The organism is Caldinitratiruptor microaerophilus (assembly GCF_025999835.1).
GTDB lineage: Bacteria > Bacillota > Sulfobacillia > Symbiobacteriales > ZC4RG38 > Caldinitratiruptor > Caldinitratiruptor microaerophilus.
On record NZ_AP025628.1, the window covers coordinates 2,772,095 to 2,791,260 of the forward strand.

Consider the following 19,166-nt stretch of genomic DNA (forward strand, 5'->3'; position numbering starts at 1 on the left):
ATTCATCCTGCCCGGCAACCCCCGGTCCCATACCCCGGTCAGACGCCGGCGATGTCCGGCCGGCTCACCGGCCCCACGGCCGCCGTGACGAGCGGGCCCGCCCCCCAGATCGCCCGGGCGGCCGCCTGCACGTCTTCGGCGGTGACGGCGTCGATGCGCGCGATCAGCTCCTCCGGGTCCGTCACGCGCCCCAGGAGCAGGAGCTGCTCGCCCATGCGGTTCATCCGCTCGACCATCGACTCGAGGCCGAAGACCACGCTGCTCTTGAGCTGCATCCGGGCACGCTCGAGCTCCCCGGGATCGATCGGCCCCTGCGCGAGCCGCTCGAATTCCGCCCGGATGAGGGACGCAGCCCGGACGGCGCCGTCCGGGCGTACGGCCGCGTAGACGCCGGCCGCACCGCTGCCGCGGTACGCCTCGTGAAAGCTGTACACGGTGTACGCCAGCGCCTCGTCCTCGCGGATCCGCTGGAAGAGCCGGGAGCTCTGCCCGCCGCCGAGCAGGGTGCTGAGGACCAGGGCGGGGTACAGCTCCCGCGTGCCGAGCCCCGGCCCCGGCGAACCGAAGACCAGGTGGGCCTGGTCGAGGCGCCGGCGGCGCACCCCCACGCCGCCCACAGGCCTGGGCGGGCGCCCTGGCCGCCGGGCCCGGCGGCCGGTCCACCCGCCGAAGGCCGCGCGCACGGCCTCGACGGCGGCGTCCGGGTCGACGTTGCCGGCCAGGCTCACGACGGCGTTGTCCGGGGTGTACAGCTCTTCCTTGAGGCGCAGGAGCTGTTCCCGGGTCAGCCGCGAGGCGCTCCGCACCGTGCCGGCGATCGGCCGGCCGTAGGGATGCCGGCCCCAGAGCAGGCGGTCGAGGTCCATGAGGGCGCGGCTCTCGGGCGCCTCCTCCTCGCCCCGGATCTCCTCCAAGATGACCAGGCGCTCCTGCTCCACCGCCGCCGCGTCGATCCGGCTCTCCAGCAGGAGCTCGGCGAGGATCGAGACGGCGCGGGGCCACTGGTCGGCCAGGACCCAGCCGTAGTAGCACGTGGTCTCCCGGCCCGTGACCGCGTTGAACTCGCCGCCGGTGGCGTCCATCAGGTCGGCCAGGGCCCGGCCGCTCCGGCGGATGGTCCCCTTGAACAACATGTGCTCCAGGAAGTGGGCCGCGCCCGCCTCCCCGGGCCGTTCGTAGAGCGAGCCTGCTCCCAGCCACACCCCGACGGCCACCGACCGCGCGTGGTGCACACGTTCGACCGCCACCCGGAGCCCGTTGGGCAGGACCTCCACCCGGGGCCCGGCCGCCCTCGGTGGGTCGCGAAGCGTCTCCTGCACGTCGAGCCTCCTGTCGGCGCCGGCACGGGGCCCGCGGCGGCCGCCGCGGACCCCGGCGGGCGCTCAGTGCACGATTTCCACGATCTCGTACTTGATGGGGCCCATGGGCGCCTCGACGGTGACAACGGTGCCGGGCTTCTTGCCCAGGATCGCGCGCCCGACAGGCGACTCGTTGGAGATCCGCCTCTCCGCGGGACTGGCCTCGACCGAGCTGACGATGGTGTACTCCTCGATCTCGCCGAACTCCAGGTCACGCAGCTTGACCCGGGAGCCGAGGCGAACGACGTCCTCGCCGCCCTCCTCGGTGAGGGTCATCACCCGGGCGTTGCGCAGCGTCTTCTCCAGCTGCGCGATGCGGCCCTCGATGAAGCCCTGCTCGTTGCGGGCGTCGTCGTACTCGGCGTTCTCGCTGAGGTCGCCGAGCGACCGGGCCTCCTTGAGCCGCTGGGCGACTTCCTTCCGGCGAACGTTCTTGAGGTAGTCCAGCTCCTCCTGGATGCGGCGCAGGCCTTCCGGGGACAGGATGATCTCCCGTTCCTCCATCCGCGTGTCTCTCCCCAACCTTCCCGTGTGACAATGAAGCCGGAGCCCCTGCCGGTGCAGGTGCCCCGAGGCTCACATCATTTATACACCGCCACCCCGGGGCTGTCCAAGCCCCCGTCCCCGCCCGCTATCGTCGCTGCAGAAGGGTATGCTGCAGGGAACCTTCCGGGTCCTCGGTGTCCAGCAGCACCGCGTGCAGCGGCTCCCCCTGCCCCGGGTTGAGGCACAGCGTGCGGCCCACATGGTCCCAGTAACGCCCCGAGACCCACGGCGCCTCGTGGATGTGACCGAAGAGGGCGAGCGCGGGTTGCTCACGGGCCAGGAAGGCCCGCAGGGCCCGGCTCCCCACGGAGAGGCCGTCTCCCGTCCGGTCCAGGGCGGTCGCGTGGGGCGGGCCGTGCACGACGTACACCGACCGCGCCGGGTCGCGAGGGCGCGGGAGCGCCTCGAGCTCCTCGGCGATGCTGGGGAGCTCCCGCAGCCACCGGCGGGCGTCCACCTCCACCGCCCGGTTCGCACCGCTCACCCAGGCGCGGCCCTCGGGCAGGGCATCGTCCGGGAGGTCCCGCCGCTCGTGATCCTTCAGGGGGAACGGAGTCACCGGAACGCAGCTGTACCCGACCACCTGCCAGCCGTCGCCGAGGTCGGCGACGGCCCCGTCGATCAGCCGCAGGAGGCCCTGGCGCTCGAGCACGGCGAGGGCCGGCCGGGCGGCAGCCCAGTCGTGGTTGCCGAGGACGGCGAAGACCGGCACCCCGGCCTCGGCCTGGAAGGACGCCAGGAGCGAGCGGAACTCCCCCTGGACGTACTGGACCTGCCCCCACGGGCTGCGGGCCTGGGGGAGCAGGTCGCCGCCCAGGAGGACCGCTCCGGCCCGAGCCCTGCAGGCGAGCGTGAACATCGCCCGGTAGAGGGAGGTACGGCCGTGGAGATCGGTGGCAAAGAGGATCCGCATCCAGCCACCCCTCGCGGCGCCGCCGGGCCGCACTGGTCCGGCGGAATCACTTGTCGCTATTTCGAGGCGACGGAGACGGGATCCTCCACCGCACGAACAGTCTAACAGGGCTCCCGCCGCGTCCGCAGGCTTCTTTCGCGCGATTCCGGTCTAGACCGCCGCGTGGTTCGCCCGGGCACTAGACCTTTTTTTCATGGCGGAAAGAGCCGAATGGCGCATGGTGGCCCGCCGGGAGTTCCTGCTAGCGTGAAATCGGCGGACGTTTCACGGAGAGGTGGGATCGATGGCTCGCCCCAACCCGGCCATGACGGGTCCCGCCGTGCGGCCGCGGAGGCTGGCGGCTGCGGCGGCCCTCGCCCTCGGCCTGGCGGGGATCCTCTACCTGCTGGTGCGGCCGGCGCGCGCCCCGGGCCTGGGAAGCGGGTTGGCCGTGGGCAGCCCGGCCCCCGACTTCACGGCCACGACCCTGGACGGGAAGCCCGTCGCCCTGCGCCAGCTATCGGGCCGGCTCGTCGTGCTCAACTTCTGGGGCTCGTGGTGTCCCCCGTGCCGCGAGGAGATGCCGTACTTCGACGAGGCGTACCGCCGCTACCGCGACCGGGGACTCGTCATCCTGGGCGTCAACCTCGGCGAGAGCGAGGTGGCCGTCAAGGCCTTCCTGGAGCGGGTCGGGGTGAACTTCCCCGTGGTCATCGACCGCCGGGGCCAGCTCGCGCGCCTGTACGACGTGGTGCCGCTCCCGACCACGTACGTCATCGATGCGGAGGGGCGCATCCGGGCGCGGGTCGCCGGCATGGTCCCCCGGCAGCAGCTGGAGGCGTGGGTGGCACAGTACCTGGAGGCGGATCGGCCATGACGGTGAGCTGTATCTGCGGCCACGTGAGCGACGCCGGCGCGCGCTACTGCGCCAACTGCGGCCGGCCGCTGGCGGCCGCCCGGCCGGCGGAGAAGGCGCACGGCCCGAACGCGGCCCGCCGCCCGCGTGGGCTGCTGGACCGGGTGTGGGACTTCTTCGCCTCGGTACCGGTGGCCGTCGTGCTCCTGTTCCTCCTTGCGGCCGCGGCGGTGCTCGGCACCCTGATCGACCAGGAGGGGCAGTACAGCTCCTGGATGCCGCCGGACCAGTACTACCCGGCCCGGTACGGTCCGCTCTGGGGGCGGATCATCCTCGCCACCGGGCTGAGTCACGCCTACACGTCCTGGTGGTTCCTCACCCTGATGGGGATGCTGGGGCTGAGCCTCACGGTCTGCACCCTTCAGCGCGGCATCCCCCTGTACCGTGCGCTCCACCGCCCCACCGTCGCTCCGCCTCCGGGGTTCTTCCACCACGCGCCGCAGCGGTTCACCTTCCCGGCGGGCCCCGATCCGCTGGCCCCGCTGGCCGGCGCCCTCCGCCGCAGGCGCTACCGCGTGACGATCCTCGGTGACCGCCTCTTCGCCGAGCAGGGGCGGTGGGGGCGCTGGGGGCCGTACATCCTGCACGCCGGCCTCATCGTGGTCCTTCTCGGCGGGATGTCCCGGGCGATCCCCGGTTGGTACCGCGAGGACTTCCTCTGGGTGCGCGACGGGGAGACCGTCCCCGTGCCGGGCACGGGGTGGTCGGTCCACAGCCGGGGGTTCACCGCCGAGTTCTACCCCGACGGCCGCCCGAAGCTGTACGCCACCGACGCGGTGGTCATCGAGAACGGCCAGCCCGTCAAGGAGCACCGGATCCTCATGAACGAGCCGCTGGCCCACCGCGGGGTGGAGCTGTACCAGAGCAGCTACCGGACCGAACTCGACAAGGCGGTCATCCAGATCCGGGCCCGCGGGACCGAGAAGGTCCTCGGCGAGTTCTCCGTCGACCTCACCAATCCCGCCCCGCAGTACCGCGCCGGCGACCTCGAGGTGGCGGTGCTGGACTACTACCCGGACTTCGCCCTGGACGCCGCCAACCGTCCGACCACGCGCTCCCCCGACCCCCTCAACCCGGCCTTCGTCTTCCGGGTGACCGCGGCCGGCGGCACGGTGCACGGTCCTACCTGGTTCTTCCCCTTCTACCCCGACGTCCACTTCGACCAGAGCCTCCCCTTCGAGTTCGTGGTCCGCGAGCTCACCGAGGTGAACGTGACCGGCCTGCGCGTCAAGCAGGACCGGGGGGTACCCATCATCTACCTGGGCCTGGCGATCGCGACCGCGGGTGTGTTCCTGACCTTCTACCTGTCCCACCGGCGGATCTGGGCGATGGTCGACGGCTCCGAGGTGCACGTGGCCGGACAGGCCCACCGGGGCCGAGCGCTGTTCGCCCGCGAGTTCGCCCGCCTGGCCGCCAGCCTGGGGGCCACCCCCGCGGCGCCGGCCCCCGCAGGGAGGTGAGCGGCGGTGTCGATGCTCACGCTGAGCCGCACCCTGTTCCTCGTCGCCTTCGTGGCGTACGTGGTGTCCGCCGTGCTCTTCGTGTACCGGCTCGTCCGCCGGCGCGCCCGGGACAGCCGGCCGCTCGCCACCTGGGCGAACGGGTTCCTGGGAGCCGGGCTGGTGGCCCAGGCCGCGGGGATCGTCACCCGGTGGGTGGGCTCCGGCCAGGCCCCCCTCAGCAACATGTACGAGTACATGAGCTTCACCGGCTGGTCGGTGATGCTCTTCTACCTGCTCCTCAACGCCTGGTACCGGCTTCCGGCGCTGGGCGCCTTCGTGGCCCCGGTCGGCGTGATCGTGATCGCCTACGCCTCGGTGTTCCCCACCGACGTCCAGCCCCTGGTGCCCGCCCTCCAGAGCTACTGGCTCGTGCTCCACGTCAGCTTCGCCGCGCTGGGGGAAGGGGCGTTCGCGGTGTCCTTCGGGGCCGCGCTCATGTACCTCCTGCGGACCCGCAGCGAGGAGGAGCGGGCAGGCGAACGGGCGCTCGAGGCGATCCTCTTCTGCGGCCTCGTGCTCGTCGCCTTCATCGCCCTCGCCCTGGGCATGAAGCTGGCGGGCTACCGCGTGCCCGTGGCGGGCCCCTTCGGCGACGTGGTCGAGTACGGCCTGCCGCCCTTCGCCGGCCCGCAGGGCGTGGCGCCCGGGTCCCTGGGGACCTTCCTCGGGGTCCCGCTGCCCCTCTTCCAAACGCCAGCGTGGATGGCCGGGGCGAACGCGGCCCGCAAGCTCAACACCCTCCTGATCTCGCTGGCCGGGGGGCTGGTGCTGTACGGTGTCCTGCGCCTCGCCCTGCGGGTGCCGCTCCGGGTCGCCGCCGCGCGCACGGTCGCCACGCTCGACCCGGCGATCCTCGACGAGATCAGCTACCGCGGCGTGGCGGTCGGGTTCCCGCTCTTCACGCTCGGCGGGCTGGTGTTCGCCATGATCTGGGCGCAGAAGGCCTGGGGATCGTACTGGAGCTGGGACCCGAAGGAGACGTGGGCGCTCATCTCCTGGCTCTTCTACTCAGGGTACCTGCACATGCGGATCGTCCGGGGCTGGGAGGGCAGAAAGGCGGCCTGGGTCAACGCCCTCGGGTTCGTCGTCATCCTGTTCACCCTGGTGGGCGTCAACCTCCTCATCTCGGGCCTGCACGCGTACGTGTGAAGTGGGTATCGGACTCCACGGACGCGGGTTGCGGGTGCAAAAAGCCCGGCGGGTAGTTCCCCGCCGGGAATAGCCGGTTTCGGAGGGCGCCTGCCGGCGCCCGATGCCGCCGGGGAACTTACACGGTGCCGGTCCCGCCGGCGATCTGGGTCTCGGCCAGGCGGATCATCTTCCGCACCATGTTGCCCCCGACCGCACCGTTGATCTTCGAAGGCAGGTCGCCCTTGTAGCCCTGGTAGTTGGAGATCCCGAGCTCCTGGGCGGTCTCGAACTTCAGGTTCTCGAGGGCGCCCCGGGCCTGGGGAACCACGGCCTGATTCCGGTTCGGCATCGTTCGTCACCTCCTCGGCTGCTGCTGGCTATAGCATGGCGCGTTGACGGCGCGTTATGAAAACCAGTTGTTGGCGCCGCCGCGCGGCCGCTGGCGCCGGCGGGAGCGGATCCCTGCGCTGCCGCCGGCTTCGGCGCGCGTCGCGGCAGCAGGGCAGGGAGCGCAAGTCGCGAAGGAGAAATCTCCGTCGATTCCACAGCGCGCCGCCGTCACGGCGCCGCGCGCGCCGATCGGTCGTACGGGACGGGGGTGATCGCCACGCCGGTTCCTGGCGCCGGCCGGGCACCGCAGGCCGGCCTGACCCTGCTGCAAGACCTGCTGCCGGACCTGCCCTTGCAGGCGGGCGAGCGGGTCCGCGCCTGGGTCGCCGACGTGTCCGGCGACCTCGCGCTGCTCGTCCTCGGCGGCCGGCAGGTGCGCGCGCGGACCGAGGTGCCGCTCAGGCCCGGCCAGTCCCTCCTGCTCGAGGTGCGGCGGACGGAACCGCAGGTCCTCCTCCGGCCGGTCGCGGCCCGCCCGGCCGCTGACGTCGCGGCCGGACCTGCCTGGGGGCACGCCGAGCAGGCGGTTCGCCGTGCCCTGGTCTCACTTCGCCGTCCTCTGGACCCCCAGGCGGTCGGCGCCCTGACCGCGGTGGTCCGCCGGTTCCCGGCGGCACAGCAGGAGGCCGCCGCGGCGGCCGCCGCGTGGCTCCATGCGACCGGCGCCTCCGTCACGTTCGAGGAAGTGCTGAACCTCACCCGGGCGGGCGAACCGCCTGCCCCCTGGTCGCTGGCAGTGCGCCTGCGAGCCCTGGCGGACCGGCTCGCGGCGGCGGCCCGGGCGGCTGCGGGCCGGGGCGTCGGGGACAGCACGCCGCTCCTGGCCCTCGCCGGGCAGCTCCGGGCGTGGGGCTGGCGACCACCCGAAGACGGGCAACCACCCGGGCACGTGGGCGCGCAGAGAGGGGGCCCGGCGCCTGAACCCCTGCCCGGCGAGGCCCCTGCCGCCACCGATCTCCCGGCGGTGCTCGCCCGCGCGGAGGCACTTCTCTCCGGCGAGGCTGCCGGGGCGGCCGGCAGGCAGGCAAGCGAACTCCTCGGCGAGATCCGGGCCATCTTGCGGGCGGTCTCCGGCGGTGCCCGGGCGGACATCCCCGCGCCGCTGGTCGTCCCCCTGCCCGTGCTGCACCCTCACCTGGGGGACGAGGTCGTGGTGGTCCGCAAGCGGGATGGAAAGCGCAGGGTGTCCGCAGGAGAGAGCGAGGCGGAGGTCGAGCTGTTCCTGACCACCCCCAGTCTCGGGCCGCTCCGGATCCGGGTCCGGAGGGCAGACACGGTGTCCGTCACGGTGGTGGCAGCCGACCCTGGCGCCAGGGATTGGCTGGACGCCGCCCTGCCGGACCTGCGGCAGGGGCTCAGCGGCCGGGGGCTCCGCCCAGGCCGCCTCGAGGCCACCCTGGGCGACGCGGCGCCGCCATCCCTCGTCCCGGCCCCCGCTGCGGGCCTTCCCCCCGGGCTCGACCGGCGGGTATGAACCGGGCAGGACGGAGGGACCGGGGTAGCGAGGTGAGACGGGTGGCTGCACACCAGGACGCGGACCGGGAGCGAGGGAGCGAAGAACGCGCGGGTCACGGGGGAATGCCGCCGGCCAGGCGCGTGCGCGAGGCCGCCGCACTACGCTACGACCCGGGGCAGGAGGCGCCTCAGGTGGTCGCCGCGGGGCGGGGTCGTGTGGCCGATCGCATCGTGGAAACCGCGGCCGAGGCCGGGGTACCGATCCGCCGGGAGCCCGGCCTCGCGGCGGCGCTGGTAGCCCTCGGCGCGGGGGCGATCATCCCGCCGGCGCTCTACGAGGCGGTCGCCGAGGTGCTGCTGTGGGTCGCCCGGCAGGACGCCGAGCGCGCCCGGCGCTGGCTCGGCTGACCGTCACGACCTCTCAGCCTGCCGGCGTGAGCGAGCGGTACAGGTCTGCCCAGCGGAGCATCGCCTGGTCACCCACGTCGATGCCCCACCGCCACAGCACGAGGTCCACCTCGCGCCGGCGCTCGCCCACCAGGAGCCCGATCTCGTCGCACAGTTCCTCCGCGTCGTAACCGAAGAACTCCGCCAGGCGCACCACGGGCCCGCTGCGCGCGACCGTGTCCCAGCCCAGGTTCCGGGCCAGGTGGAAGGCGTTGGTCGGACCGATGAAGGGCCACTGCCGGAACCGTTCCAGCACCGGTGCCAGGGCGCCCTCGCGGGCCAGCGTGCCCATGATCCCGGGGCTTTCCGCCAAGACCCGGGCCAGCCACAGGATGGCCTCGACCTTCCTGCGGTTGCGGAGGACGGCGAGCGCAGGTTCCGGCCCGGCTTGCAGCGCGGCCTCCGGGTCCCAGCCGCCCAGGGCGGAGCCGAGCGCCTCCCAGCGGGGCTCGATCGCCCGCGCCGTCAGCCCGCACGTCGCCACGACCCAGCCGTACTCGCGCAGCAGGTCCCGGTCGTCCATCCGGTCCGGCGTCTCCCGGCGCCACCCCTCCAGCATGGCCTCCCCCTCCGGGTAACGGCGGAGGAGGTGCCCCTTCGCGTGCTCCCAGAGCCCCTCCAGATCCATGCCCTTCCGCAACCTCCTGCCCGGCCCCCGTCCGCCGCTGTCTCGGATCCCGGCGCTGGAGTGCCGGGGATTCCTGTTCATCCCATCTCTTACAACGAGGCCCTGCCCCCGCGGGTTCGGTCTCCCCGCGCCCGTACTAAGCGAAAAGTCTACGCCGGAATAGCCTCTATGTGGCTACCGGCCTAGATACCCATACCCGTATGATCAAGTTGTCACAAGGACATTCGAGGAGGGCATGGCGGCATGGCGAACCGGCTCTCGATGATCGTCTTCTCGGGCACGGTCGACAAGCTGTACCCCGTCGCGATCCTGGCGTCCGGCGCCGTCGCGATGGGGCAGGAGGTCCGCATCTTCCTGACCTTCTGGGGCCTCATGGCACTGAAGAAGGGGGCAGGCGCCCAGCTGCAGGTGAGTAAGGACTACGAGGCGATGGGCGCCGAGATGGCCCGGATCATGCAGGAGAAGAAGGTCCCGTCCTGGCTCGACACCCTCCGGACCGCCAAGGAACTCGGCGACGTCAAGGTGTACGCCTGTGGGATGACCATGGACCTGTTCCAGCTCAAGCTGGAGGACCTCGAGGACGTGGTCGACGGCGTCGCCGGGGTCGGCGAGTTCATCGAGGAGGCCCGGCAGGGCGAGATCAGCCTCTTCATCTGAACCCGGACCTGAACCCGGGCCACACGAGTAGCGGGGGTGTACCGGTAATGGCAGAAGTGAAGCCTGACATCGTCGTGGATGCCCGCGGCGCCTACTGCCCCGGCCCCATGATGGAGCTCATCCGGGCGGTGAAGAACGCCCAGGTGGGGCAGACGGTGGCTGTTCTCTCCTCCGATTCGGGATCGCTGAAGGACATCCCTCTCTGGGCCCAGAAGGCGGGCCACGAGTACATCGGGGCCTACCCGCGGGACGGCTACAACGAGATCATCGTCCGCAAGATGCGCTGACACTCCCTCCCTGTCCATAGATCCCTCCCTCCCTCCCACCCCGGGCCGGCCGCGGAGCCGGCCCGGGCCTCTTCCGGGCAGGTGACGGCGCCGCGCGGCGCCGTTGACTGCACATACCCATGGGGGTACATTGGGATCACAGACCGCCCCGGAGGTGGGTAGGATGCGGTGCATCCTGGGGACCGACGGATCGCCTGCCAGCCTCAAGGCCGCGCAGTGGATCGCCCGGTACCTGAACTTCAACGAGGCGTCCGAGCTGTTCCTCGTCTACGTCTTTCCGCTCCCCGCCGACGCATCGGCCTACGAGGGAATCTTCGACGTCCCCGCCTCCGGCAACGACCCGCGCGTGCAGAAGGTGGCCGCCCCCGTCCTGGCCCGCACCCGGGAGGCCCTCGGGGCGACGAAGGCCCGCGTCCACGACGTGAGCCTGGTGGGAGTGCCGGCCGAGTCCATCGTCCAGTTCGCGGCGGAGATGCGAGCCGACCTCGTCGTGGTCGGCAGCCGCGGCCGCAGCCCGCACCGGGAGATCCTCCTCGGCAGCGTGTCCGGTGCGGTGGCGAATCGGGCCCGTTGCCCTGTGCTGGTGGTGAGGTGATGCGCAGGTGCGGAGGCGGCCGTCCCGGCCCGGGACAGCCGCCTCCGCTTTCCCCGCTCCAGCGGCGCCTCAACCCCCGCGCAACCGGGGGTCCAACGCGTCCCGCAGCGCGTCGCCCAGGAGATTCAGGGAGAGTACCGTCGCGAAGATGGCCAGGCCCGGCCAGATGGCCATCCACGGAGCCATGGTGAGATACCCCTGCGCTTCGCGGAGCGCCGAGCCCCAGCTCGGAGCGGGCGGCTGGACGCCGAGCCCCAGGTAGCTGAGGCCCGCCTCGGCGATGATGGCCGACGCCACGGCGAGCGTTGTCTGCACGAGCACGGGCGCCAGACAGTTCGGCAGCACGTGCCGGAGCAGGATCCGCCCCGAGGTGGCACCAGCGGCTCGTGCGGCCTGAACGTAGTCTTGTTCACGGACCACCAACACCGCCCCGCGCACGATCCGGACGAAGGCTGGGGTGTATCCGAGACCGATGGCGACCATGGCGTTGGTGAAGCCCGGCCCCAGGGCGGCAGCCACCGCCAGGGCCAGAATGAGGAAAGGAAACGCCTGCAGGCCGTCCACCACCCGCATCACCACGTATTCGTCCCAGAATCCCCGGTAGTAGCCGGTGAGAAGCCCCACCGGGAGCCCCACGGACAGGGCGATGCCCACGGAGATGAGCCCCGCCAGCAAGGACACCCGTGCTCCGTAAACCACACGGGACAAAACGTCGCGCCCCAGGGCGTCGGTCCCGAAAGGGTGATTCGGGCCTGGCGGCCGCATCAGGGCGGAATAGTCCTGTTTCAGCGGGTCATGCGGCGCCAGGTACGGCGCCAGGACCGCAACCAGGACAAAGAACCCGACGGCCGACAGGGCGATCACCCCGGCCCGATTGCGACGGAACCGGACCCAGTAGTCGCGCAGCGGGGCCTTCGGGGCGCTGTGCGGGCTCATGTCCACCCGGAGCGATGCCGGGGACTGCGGTTCCGCCGCCATCACCGCTCACCCCCGCCGCCGAGTTTCACCCGGGGATCGACCAGGGAGTACACGACGTCCACGACGAGGTTCACGACCACGACCATGACGGCAGCCACGAGCACCGCTCCCTGGACAACCGTGATGTCCCGGCTGAAGATGGCGTCCACGATCAGCCGCCCGAAGCCAGGGATCACGAAGATGGTCTCCGTGATGACGAGACCGCCCAGCAGACCAGCGATCTGCAGCCCGCTGGCGGTGATCACGGGAACCAGCGCGTTCCGGATGGCATGGCGGTAGATCACGACGCGCTCCGACAACCCCTTGGCGCGGGCCGTCCGCACGTAGTCGCTGCGCAGCACCTCCAGGAGGCTGCTCCGCATGAAGCGGGCAACCACTCCGGACTCCCGCAGCCCGGTGGCCATAGCAGGGAGGGCCATCGCCATCAAGTTCGCCCGGAGGTCCTGCGTCAGCGGCACGTAGCCGGAGGCCGGCAGCCACTGGAGCTTGGCGGCGAACAGAAGGATCAGCATCATACCGAGCCAGAAGTGAGGGACCGAGAGCCCCACCAGGGCGACACCCGAGCTCAGATAGTCGACCACCGTGGCACGTCGCACGGCGGCGGCAACCCCCAGGGGAACGGCGATCAGCGTCGACACCGCGAACGTCAGAACAGTCAGTTCCAGGGTGGCCGGCAGGCGCTGGGCGATGAGCCCGGCCACCGGGCTACCGTCGACCAGGGATTCGCCGAGGTTTCCTTGCACCACCCTCGCCAGCCAACGGCCATACTGCACGTGGAGCGGAAGATTGAGGCCGAGTTTGACCCGCAGGGCCTCCTTGACCTCTCGCGGCGCTTCGGGACCCAGGATCACGTCGGCGGGGTCCCCGGGAAGGAAGTGAACGAGGCCGAAGGCCACAAATGACACCACGAAGAGTAGGGGGATGGTGAGGAGCAAGCGCCTGCCGAGGTAGGCGAGCACGCTCGAGCCCCCTTTCCAGACGAGATTCGCAAAGCCCGGGGCCGGCCGGGTTCTCCCCGTCCAGCCCCGGGCGTGGGGCAGCCACCGCCGGCTGTCAAGAGTTCGGTCGCTATTCCTTGGTGACGTTCTCGAGACGGATCATGCCGTCAGGGTGATTCGTCAGCCCCTTGACCTTCGGGCTGTAGGCGAGTTTCTGGGCCGGGTAGTACAGGTAGATGTACGGCACGTCGTCGCGCAGGATCTCCAGGACCTGCCGGAAGACCTGCTCTCGCTCGGTGCCCTGGGTAACCCGTGACTTGTCGAGCAGCTGGTCGACGACCGGGTTGCTGTAACCCGAGTTGTTGAAGCCGCCGCCGGTGTAGTGGAACGCGTAGATGTTCTGGTCGGGCTCTGCTCGCCCGCTCCAACCCACCGCACCGGCCTGGTGACGGAGGTTGTCGAGGTCGTCCAGCAGCTGGCCCCACTCGACCTGCTGGATGTTCATCCGGATCCCCGCCTCGGCCAGCATGCCCTGGATCACCTGGGCCATCTTCTGGGTCTCGGGGCTCGGGGCGATGCTGAGGGTGAACTCGAAGCCGTTCGGCTTCCCGCCCTTCTCGAGGAACTCCCGGGTCTTGGCCAGGTCACGCTTGGGCACCTGCCCGTCGTAGAGCGGGCTGGACGGCGGGAACGGCCCCCAACCCGGTTTCGCCGCGTCTCCGAAGACCACCTTCACGAGCGTTTCGCGGTCGATGGCGGCGTCCACCGCCTTGCGCAGCCACTTGTTGTCGAACGGGGGTTTCGTCACGTTCAACCACAGACCCTGATATCCCAGCCCGGAACGCACGTCGAGGACGACTCGCTTGTCCTGCCGCAGGGAGGGCAACTGCTGGTCGGGGATCGTGCGGGTATCCAGGATGTCGACCTGTCCGCTTTGAAGATTCACGACGGCCACGTTCTGATCCGTTATGACCTTGTAGATCACCTTATCGGCCTTGGGCAGGCCCTGTCGCCAGTACGACTCGTTTTTCACGAGAGTGATGCTGTCGCCCTTGATCCGGCTCTCGAACTTGAAGGGGCCGGTGCCGACCGGGTGGTTGAGAAAGCCGTCGTTCCCGTACTTCTGGACCGCCGCTGGCGACACCATCATACCGGCCCGGTCGGTCAGGATCCCCAGGAAGGGCGAGAACGGCTTCTGGAGCGTGATCGCCACCGTGTAGGGGTCGAGGACCTCCACCTTCTCGACCATGCTGACCTCGTTGCGGCGCGGCGACTTGAGCTCCGGGTTCAACATGCGCTCGAAGTTGAACTTCACGGCCTCGGCGTTGAAGTCCGTACCATCATGGAACTTCACGCCCTGCCGAAGCTTGAACGTGTACACCTTGCCGTCCTCCGAAATCTTCCACTCGGTGGCAAGCTCCGGCACGACGTTCAGCTTCTCGTCGAGCTCCACCAGCTTGTCAAAGATGTTGTTCTGCACCTGGCGGTCGATGGCCGACGACGACAGGTGCGGGTCCAGTTTCGGAGGATCCGCGTCCAGCGCGACCCGAAGCACGATGGGCTCCCGAGGTCCTTGCGCCGGGGCCGCCTGCCCTTCACCTGCGGCGGCAGGCGCCCCCGTCTGGCCGGCCGGTTGGGCACCTCTACCGCATCCGGTCCAGATGATACTGGAAATTACGAGAAAGACAAAAATGCGTGGCAACCGACCCCTCACTTCACAGGCCCCCCATCAAGCCAGATTGGCTGAGCCTATCCGGTCCGGCCTACCCTCCCTGTTCCCGGATCCGGCCCAAAAGCGCCTCTCGAACCATCGCCAGGTGCTCCCGCACCACATTCTCGGCCGCCAGGGCGTTGCCGGAACGAACCGCCTCCAGGATGCGCCGGTGCTGGTCCAGGACCGTCGCACCGTCGATCCGCAGGTCCCGGGCCATGTTCCGGAGCTGGGCGATGCGGTAGTGGATGTGCTCCATCAGCTCCGCCAGCGTCCGGTTGCCGGCCGCCGCGACCAGAAGGTCGTGGAACCGGGTGTCCAGATCGCGCACCGCACTGGCGTCCCCTCGCCGGTAGGCTTCCTCCATCCCGGCCAGACAGCGCTCCATCTCGTCGTGCTCGCTGACCGGCCCCCGCCGGGACGCAAGCTGAGCCGCCAGCACCTCGAGCGCGGTCCGGCACTCGTACAGCTCGACCACGTCCTGCGCCGTGGGCCTGTACACCCGGAAGCTGGAGCCGGACGGGACCACGAGCCGGTCCCTCTCCAGCCGGCGCAGGGCGTCCCGGACCGGGGTGCGGCTGACCCCCAGTTCCAGGGCCAGCACGGTCTCGCGCATGAGCTGGCCCGGCGGGTAGACCCCCCGGATGATCCCCTCCTTCAGGTAGGCGTAGACCTTTTGGTTGATGGGTTCGCTGCGAAAGTCCGGCAACTCCATTGCGGCAGGAATTCCACCTTCGTCGTGGAATGCGGTATTCCGTATTCTGCGATTCTGCGGTTCCGAGCGAATTCCTGCGGGTCGCCGTCGCCTTGTAAGGTAAAATGGAGTAACGGTGACGATTCACGGGAAGGAGCAACCGACTTGCCGTCTCTGCATGTACTGTGGGACCTGTTCGTGGGCTTCGGCAGGGCCACGCTCCTGGGCTACGGCGGCGGGCCGTCGATCATCCCCCTGTACGAGATGGAAGCCGTCGACACCTATCACTGGGTCACGAAGGAGGAGTTCGCCAGCGCTCTCGCCTTCGGCAATACGCTCCCCGGTCCGATCGCCACCAAGCTGACCGCTTACATCGGCTACCGGGTCGCCGGGGTGCCCGGGGCGCTCGTCGCCCTGGCCGCCGTCGTGCTCCCCACGGCGATCCTCATGATCGCCCTCTTCGCGGTGCTGTACAAGTTCCGCGAGCATACCGTCGTGAAGGGGATCGTCAAGGCGGCGCGGCCCGTCGTGTTCGTCATGCTGGCCTCCCTGGCGGCCGACTACGCCCAGTACGCCTTCAGCGGCACGTGGGCTGCCTTCGCCCTCGCCGCCCTGTTCTTCGTGGCGGTCCGTTACTTCGGCGTCCACCCGGGGCTGGCGGTGGCGGCCGCCCTCGTCCTCGGGATCCTCATCGAGTACGCGGCACCGCGAGCCCTCTGATCCCCAGATCCGAAAGGAGTGTCGTCCGTGAGCTCCCGGAGCGCAGCAGTCACCGGTCGCTCCCCCGTGCTCGCCCAAGGCGGGATGGTGGCCTCCTCGCATCCGCTGGCGACGCTGGCCGGCGTCGAGGTGCTGGCGGCGGGCGGGAACGCCGCCGACGCCGCGGTGGCCGCCGCGGCCGTCACCTGGGTCACCCTGCCGATGATGTGCGGCCCCGGCGGCGACGCGTTCATCCTCGTCTACGAGGCGCGCTCGGGAAAGCTCACGGGGATCGGCGGGAGCGGCATCGTCGGCGCCATGGCCACCCGGGAGTACTTCGTCGAACGCGGTTACAGGACCATGCCCCTCGACGGGGCGCCGGCCGTCTCCGTCCCCGGCGCCGTCGACGCCCTGGAGCAGCTGAGCCGGCGCTTCGGCACGAAGGGCTGGGACGAGCTGTTCGCCGCCGCCATCCGGTACGCCGAGGAGGGATTCCCGGTTTCGGCGAAGCTGGCCGAGTGGTTCCGGGAGGGCGCGCCCCGCATCGCCGGCGACCCGGAGAGCGCCCGCATCTACCTGCGGGAGGGGCGTCCGCCCCAGCACGGCGAGATCCTCGTGCAGCCGGACCTCGGCCGGACGCTCCGCATCCTCGCCCGGGGCGGCGCGGAGCGCTTCTACCGGGGCGACCTCGGCGAGGCGATCGCCCGCTTCATGGCCGAGCGGGGTGGCCTGTTCACCGCGGACGACCTTGCCGCCCACCGGAGCGACGTGTACACCCCCATCTCCACCACGTACCGGGGCTACGAGATCCACCAGACGGCGCCGCCGTCGCAGGGGCTCATCCACCTGGAGGCGATGAACATCGTCGAGGGCTTCGACCTGGGCGCCCTCGGGCCGGACAGCGACCTGGCCCAGCATCTCATGGTCGAGGCGAAGCGGCTGGCCTTCGCCGACCGCCTCCGCTACGCCGGCGACCCGCGGCTGGTCCCCTTCCCCCTCCGTGAGATCCTGTCGAAGGAGCACGCGGCGCGGCAGCGGTCCCGGATCGACCCCGACCGGGCCCTGGCCGGCGACCTCGCCGGCCACGCGGAAGGCGACACGACCTACCTGTGCGCGGTCGACCGCGACGGCAACGCAGTGTCGCTCATCCACAGCCTGTCGATGCTCTTCGGCGCCGGCGTCACCGTGCCGGGGACCGGCATCCTCCTCAACAACCGGGCCGGCCGCGGCTTCACGCTGGAAGAAGGTCACCCGAACTGCATCGCCCCCGGCAAGCGGACGATGCACACGCTGAACTGCTACATCGTGACCCGGGGCGGCCGGCCCGTGATCGTCGGCGGCACGCCGGGGGGCGACGGACAGCCCCAGTGGAACATGCAGGTGCTGGTCAACCTGATCGACTTCGGCATGGACCCCCAGGAGGCCGTCGAGGCCCCGCGCTGGACCCACACCCCCGGCACCGATCCCGCCACGCTGGGTGATCCGGTCACCCTGGCGATGGAAAGCCGGTTCCCCGCGTCCGTCGTGGAGGGCCTGCGGCGCCGCGGCCACCCGGTCCAGGTGATCGGCCCGTATGCCGCCGGGGGCTCGGCCCAGGTCATCCGGATCGACCACGAGCGCGGTGTCCTCTGGGGTGGCTCCGACCCCCGGGCCGACGGCTGCGCGCTGGGGCGGTGATCCGCCAGAGGATTAGCCCTTTTGGCACACCCGGATGGCCACTTTCGGCGGATGGTCGTTTCGGGTCCCGGTATGGTACCGTGGCGCCAGGGAGACCCTGTGCTCCTCGCCCGGCGCAGGCCCCGCCCGCCTCGTGGCGACCGGTCCGGGGGGTGGCGCCCGTGTACCGCCGGTGGTTCGTGGCCCTCTCCGTCGCCACCTACGCCCTGGTGCTCGCCGGGCTGGTCCGCGCCCGCCCGTCCCCCGCCGGGGCGCCGGGCGACTGCATCGCCGGGGGGTTTCCCCCGGTGTGGAACGGCATGACCCTCAAGGCCCACACGGCGGGCGACGCCGCACTGGCCGCCCTCGACAGCCACCACGGCCGCCCGCTCCAGCTCGCCGGCGCGCAGATGGCCAGGTACGAGGGCGAGGACGCGGACCTCACCGTCTGGGTCGCGGTGGCCGGCGACCCCGGCGAGGCGTGGGACCTGGTGGACCGGATGACCCGGAAGATCTCGTCCGCGGCGGGACGGCTGGGTCCCCCGGTGGCGCTGCACCTGGGCGACCTGGTGATCCACAAGGCCATCGGCGGTGAGTGGCAGCACTTCTATTACGTCCGCGGCGACCGCGTGTACTGGCTGGCGATCCGCTCTCCCGAGGCGGATCGACTGGCCCTTGAGGCCGCGCGCGCCTTCTGAGGGGGGACGACGGGCACGCTGGACCGAGGAGTCGTGACGACCGGCTTCGCCCTCCTGGCCGCCGGGGCCGTGGGTCTGACGGTGGCCGGTTACCTGGCGGAGCGCGCGCCCCGGGCTCCGGACCCCCGCGCGGGGCCGGAGCCGGCGACGCCTCTTGCCTGGCTCTTTCTCGCCCGGGCGTCCCTGGCCGCCGCGGCGGGCGCGCTCCTGGCCGTGCCCGCCTACCCGGTCCTGGCCGGCAACGGGAAACCTCCGCCGCCGTGCCTCGGGCTCAGCGCGCTCGCCCTGCTGCCGTTCGCCGTGGCGGCGGGTGGGCGGGCGCTGGCGCCGGCGCTCGGCCGTCCGTGCCGGCAGCCCGGCGGCGGATCCCCGCCTGCCCCCGCATCCGAGTGGCTCGAACCCGCCCTCTACACCGGTGTGATCGGCCTGGCGGCGACCGCAGCCGTCTTCGAGCTTCTCGTGCGGCCGCCGTGGCCGAGTTCGGTCCTGCTGACCAGCCTCGCCGCGACCGGCGCTCTCGCCGGGGGGCTGACCCTGATGCTCCTGACCCCGCCCGATCCCGACACCGTCTCCCCCTCGAGCCGGCCGGACGGCCGGCGCGCGCCGGCGCCCGTCCCGGCACCGGGGTCGGTGGCCAAGGCGGCCGTGCTGCCGCCGGTCGACCCCGGCCCGGCCATGGCCGCCGCGGGCGTCCTCCTCAGCACCCTTGCCCTGGCGCAGGTCGGCTGGGGGTGGCTATGCCTCGGCGCCTTCCGGATGCCCCCCGGACCGCTTCTGCTGTGGCTCGCCGGCTCGATCCCGCTGCCCGGCGTCGCGCTCCTGCTGGCCTGCCGGACGCCGTCCCGCCCCGCGCTCGCCCGGATGCTGGCCGGGCTCGCGCTCGCCGCAGCGCTGGCCGGCCAGGGGGCGGCACTCTCGGTGTCCCTGGGCTTCTCGCCGATCGTCCCGCCGCCCGGCGGCTAGCGGCCGTCGTGGCCGCCGGGTCGCG

Annotated in this window: 21 protein-coding genes; 12 read left to right on the top strand and 9 right to left on the bottom strand. The window is 71.3% G+C overall.

Annotated features, from left to right (window positions below):
• Positions 1-38 precede the first annotated feature (38 nt).
• From caldi_RS13450 to caldi_RS13460, 3 genes are all read right to left on the bottom strand, one after another.
• Positions 39-1,319 (bottom strand): M16 family metallopeptidase, encoded by a 1,281-nt coding sequence (locus caldi_RS13450; protein ID WP_264842265.1) that lies wholly within the window; start codon positions 1,317-1,319, stop codon positions 39-41.
• 63 nt (positions 1,320-1,382) lie between these two features.
• Entirely contained in the window at positions 1,383-1,862 is a 480-nt protein-coding gene (greA, locus tag caldi_RS13455) for a transcription elongation factor GreA (protein ID WP_264842266.1), read from the bottom strand.
• Positions 1,863-1,989: 127 nt separating this feature from the next.
• Positions 1,990-2,817, bottom strand: a complete 828-nt coding sequence (locus caldi_RS13460; protein WP_264842267.1) for a metallophosphoesterase family protein — start codon at positions 2,815-2,817, stop codon at positions 1,990-1,992.
• A gap of 283 nt (positions 2,818-3,100) precedes the next feature.
• Here caldi_RS13460 and caldi_RS13465 point away from each other — a divergent pair, with 283 nt between their 5' ends.
• From caldi_RS13465 to ccsB, 3 genes are read left to right on the top strand one after another with little or no spacing between them, the layout of a single operon-like run.
• Entirely contained in the window at positions 3,101-3,673 is a 573-nt protein-coding gene (locus tag caldi_RS13465; RefSeq protein WP_264842268.1) for a TlpA family protein disulfide reductase, read from the top strand.
• Positions 3,670-5,172, top strand: a complete 1,503-nt coding sequence (locus tag caldi_RS13470) for a cytochrome c biogenesis protein ResB (RefSeq protein ID WP_264842269.1) — start codon at positions 3,670-3,672, stop codon at positions 5,170-5,172. The genes caldi_RS13465 and caldi_RS13470 overlap by 4 nt, the downstream gene beginning before the upstream one ends.
• Positions 5,173-5,184: 12 nt before the next feature.
• A complete protein-coding gene (ccsB, locus tag caldi_RS13475) occupies positions 5,185-6,363 on the top strand; it encodes a c-type cytochrome biogenesis protein CcsB (RefSeq protein ID WP_264844810.1) in 1,179 nt (392 codons plus the stop codon).
• A gap of 118 nt (positions 6,364-6,481) precedes the next feature.
• On the opposite strand, the gene caldi_RS13480 is transcribed toward ccsB, so the two are convergent.
• Positions 6,482-6,694 carry an alpha/beta-type small acid-soluble spore protein gene (locus tag caldi_RS13480; RefSeq protein ID WP_264842270.1) on the bottom strand — a complete coding sequence of 71 codons (213 nt, stop codon included), beginning with the start codon at positions 6,692-6,694 and terminating at the stop codon, positions 6,482-6,484.
• A 249-nt stretch (positions 6,695-6,943) separates the two neighbouring features.
• On the opposite strand from caldi_RS13480, the gene caldi_RS13485 reads away from it, so the two are divergent.
• Entirely contained in the window at positions 6,944-8,209 is a 1,266-nt protein-coding gene (locus caldi_RS13485) for a flagellar hook-length control protein FliK (RefSeq protein ID WP_264842271.1), read from the top strand.
• Positions 8,210-8,250: 41 nt separating this feature from the next.
• Positions 8,251-8,598, top strand: a complete 348-nt coding sequence (locus caldi_RS13490) for an EscU/YscU/HrcU family type III secretion system export apparatus switch protein (protein WP_264842272.1) — start codon at positions 8,251-8,253, stop codon at positions 8,596-8,598.
• Positions 8,599-8,611: 13 nt separating this feature from the next.
• Here the strand turns inward: caldi_RS13490 and caldi_RS13495 are convergent, their stop codons facing one another.
• Positions 8,612-9,265 (bottom strand): hypothetical protein, encoded by a 654-nt coding sequence (locus caldi_RS13495; protein ID WP_264842273.1) that lies wholly within the window; start codon positions 9,263-9,265, stop codon positions 8,612-8,614.
• 243 nt (positions 9,266-9,508) lie between these two features.
• On the opposite strand from caldi_RS13495, the gene caldi_RS13500 reads away from it, so the two are divergent.
• The 3 genes from caldi_RS13500 (at position 9,509) to caldi_RS13510 (ending at position 10,804) form a co-directional block, all read left to right on the top strand.
• Complete coding sequence (locus tag caldi_RS13500) at positions 9,509-9,922, top strand: DsrE/DsrF/DrsH-like family protein (RefSeq protein ID WP_264842274.1); 414 nt, start codon at positions 9,509-9,511, stop codon at positions 9,920-9,922.
• Positions 9,923-9,969: 47 nt separating this feature from the next.
• Positions 9,970-10,209, top strand: a complete 240-nt coding sequence (locus tag caldi_RS13505; protein WP_264842275.1) for a sulfurtransferase TusA family protein — start codon at positions 9,970-9,972, stop codon at positions 10,207-10,209.
• A 163-nt stretch (positions 10,210-10,372) separates the two neighbouring features.
• Positions 10,373-10,804 carry a universal stress protein gene (locus caldi_RS13510; RefSeq protein WP_264842276.1) on the top strand — a complete coding sequence of 144 codons (432 nt, stop codon included), beginning with the start codon at positions 10,373-10,375 and terminating at the stop codon, positions 10,802-10,804.
• A 69-nt stretch (positions 10,805-10,873) separates the two neighbouring features.
• On the opposite strand, the gene caldi_RS13515 is transcribed toward caldi_RS13510, so the two are convergent.
• The 4 genes from caldi_RS13515 to caldi_RS13530 form a co-directional block, all read right to left on the bottom strand.
• Positions 10,874-11,782, bottom strand: coding sequence for an ABC transporter permease (locus caldi_RS13515; protein ID WP_264842277.1), 909 nt, complete (start codon positions 11,780-11,782; stop codon positions 10,874-10,876).
• Positions 11,782-12,741: an ABC transporter permease gene (locus tag caldi_RS13520; protein ID WP_264842278.1), complete on the bottom strand. Its 960-nt coding sequence runs from the start codon at positions 12,739-12,741 to the stop codon at positions 11,782-11,784. The genes caldi_RS13515 and caldi_RS13520 overlap by 1 nt, the downstream gene beginning before the upstream one ends.
• 109 nt (positions 12,742-12,850) lie before the next feature.
• Positions 12,851-14,275 (bottom strand): ABC transporter substrate-binding protein, encoded by a 1,425-nt coding sequence (locus tag caldi_RS13525; protein WP_264842279.1) that lies wholly within the window; start codon positions 14,273-14,275, stop codon positions 12,851-12,853.
• A 208-nt stretch (positions 14,276-14,483) separates the two neighbouring features.
• Positions 14,484-15,146 (bottom strand): GntR family transcriptional regulator, encoded by a 663-nt coding sequence (locus caldi_RS13530; protein WP_264842280.1) that lies wholly within the window; start codon positions 15,144-15,146, stop codon positions 14,484-14,486.
• Positions 15,147-15,290: 144 nt separating this feature from the next.
• Here caldi_RS13530 and caldi_RS13535 point away from each other — a divergent pair, with 144 nt between their 5' ends.
• The 4 genes from caldi_RS13535 (at position 15,291) to caldi_RS13550 (ending at position 19,141) form a co-directional block, all read left to right on the top strand.
• Positions 15,291-15,845 (top strand): chromate transporter, encoded by a 555-nt coding sequence (locus tag caldi_RS13535; protein ID WP_264842281.1) that lies wholly within the window; start codon positions 15,291-15,293, stop codon positions 15,843-15,845.
• Positions 15,846-15,872: 27 nt separating this feature from the next.
• Positions 15,873-17,501, top strand: a complete 1,629-nt coding sequence (ggt, locus tag caldi_RS13540; protein ID WP_264842282.1) for a gamma-glutamyltransferase — start codon at positions 15,873-15,875, stop codon at positions 17,499-17,501.
• A gap of 161 nt (positions 17,502-17,662) precedes the next feature.
• Complete coding sequence (locus tag caldi_RS13545) at positions 17,663-18,178, top strand: hypothetical protein (RefSeq protein ID WP_264842283.1); 516 nt, start codon at positions 17,663-17,665, stop codon at positions 18,176-18,178.
• 33 nt (positions 18,179-18,211) lie between these two features.
• Positions 18,212-19,141 (top strand): hypothetical protein, encoded by a 930-nt coding sequence (locus caldi_RS13550; RefSeq protein WP_264842284.1) that lies wholly within the window; start codon positions 18,212-18,214, stop codon positions 19,139-19,141.
• Positions 19,142-19,166 lie beyond the last annotated feature (25 nt).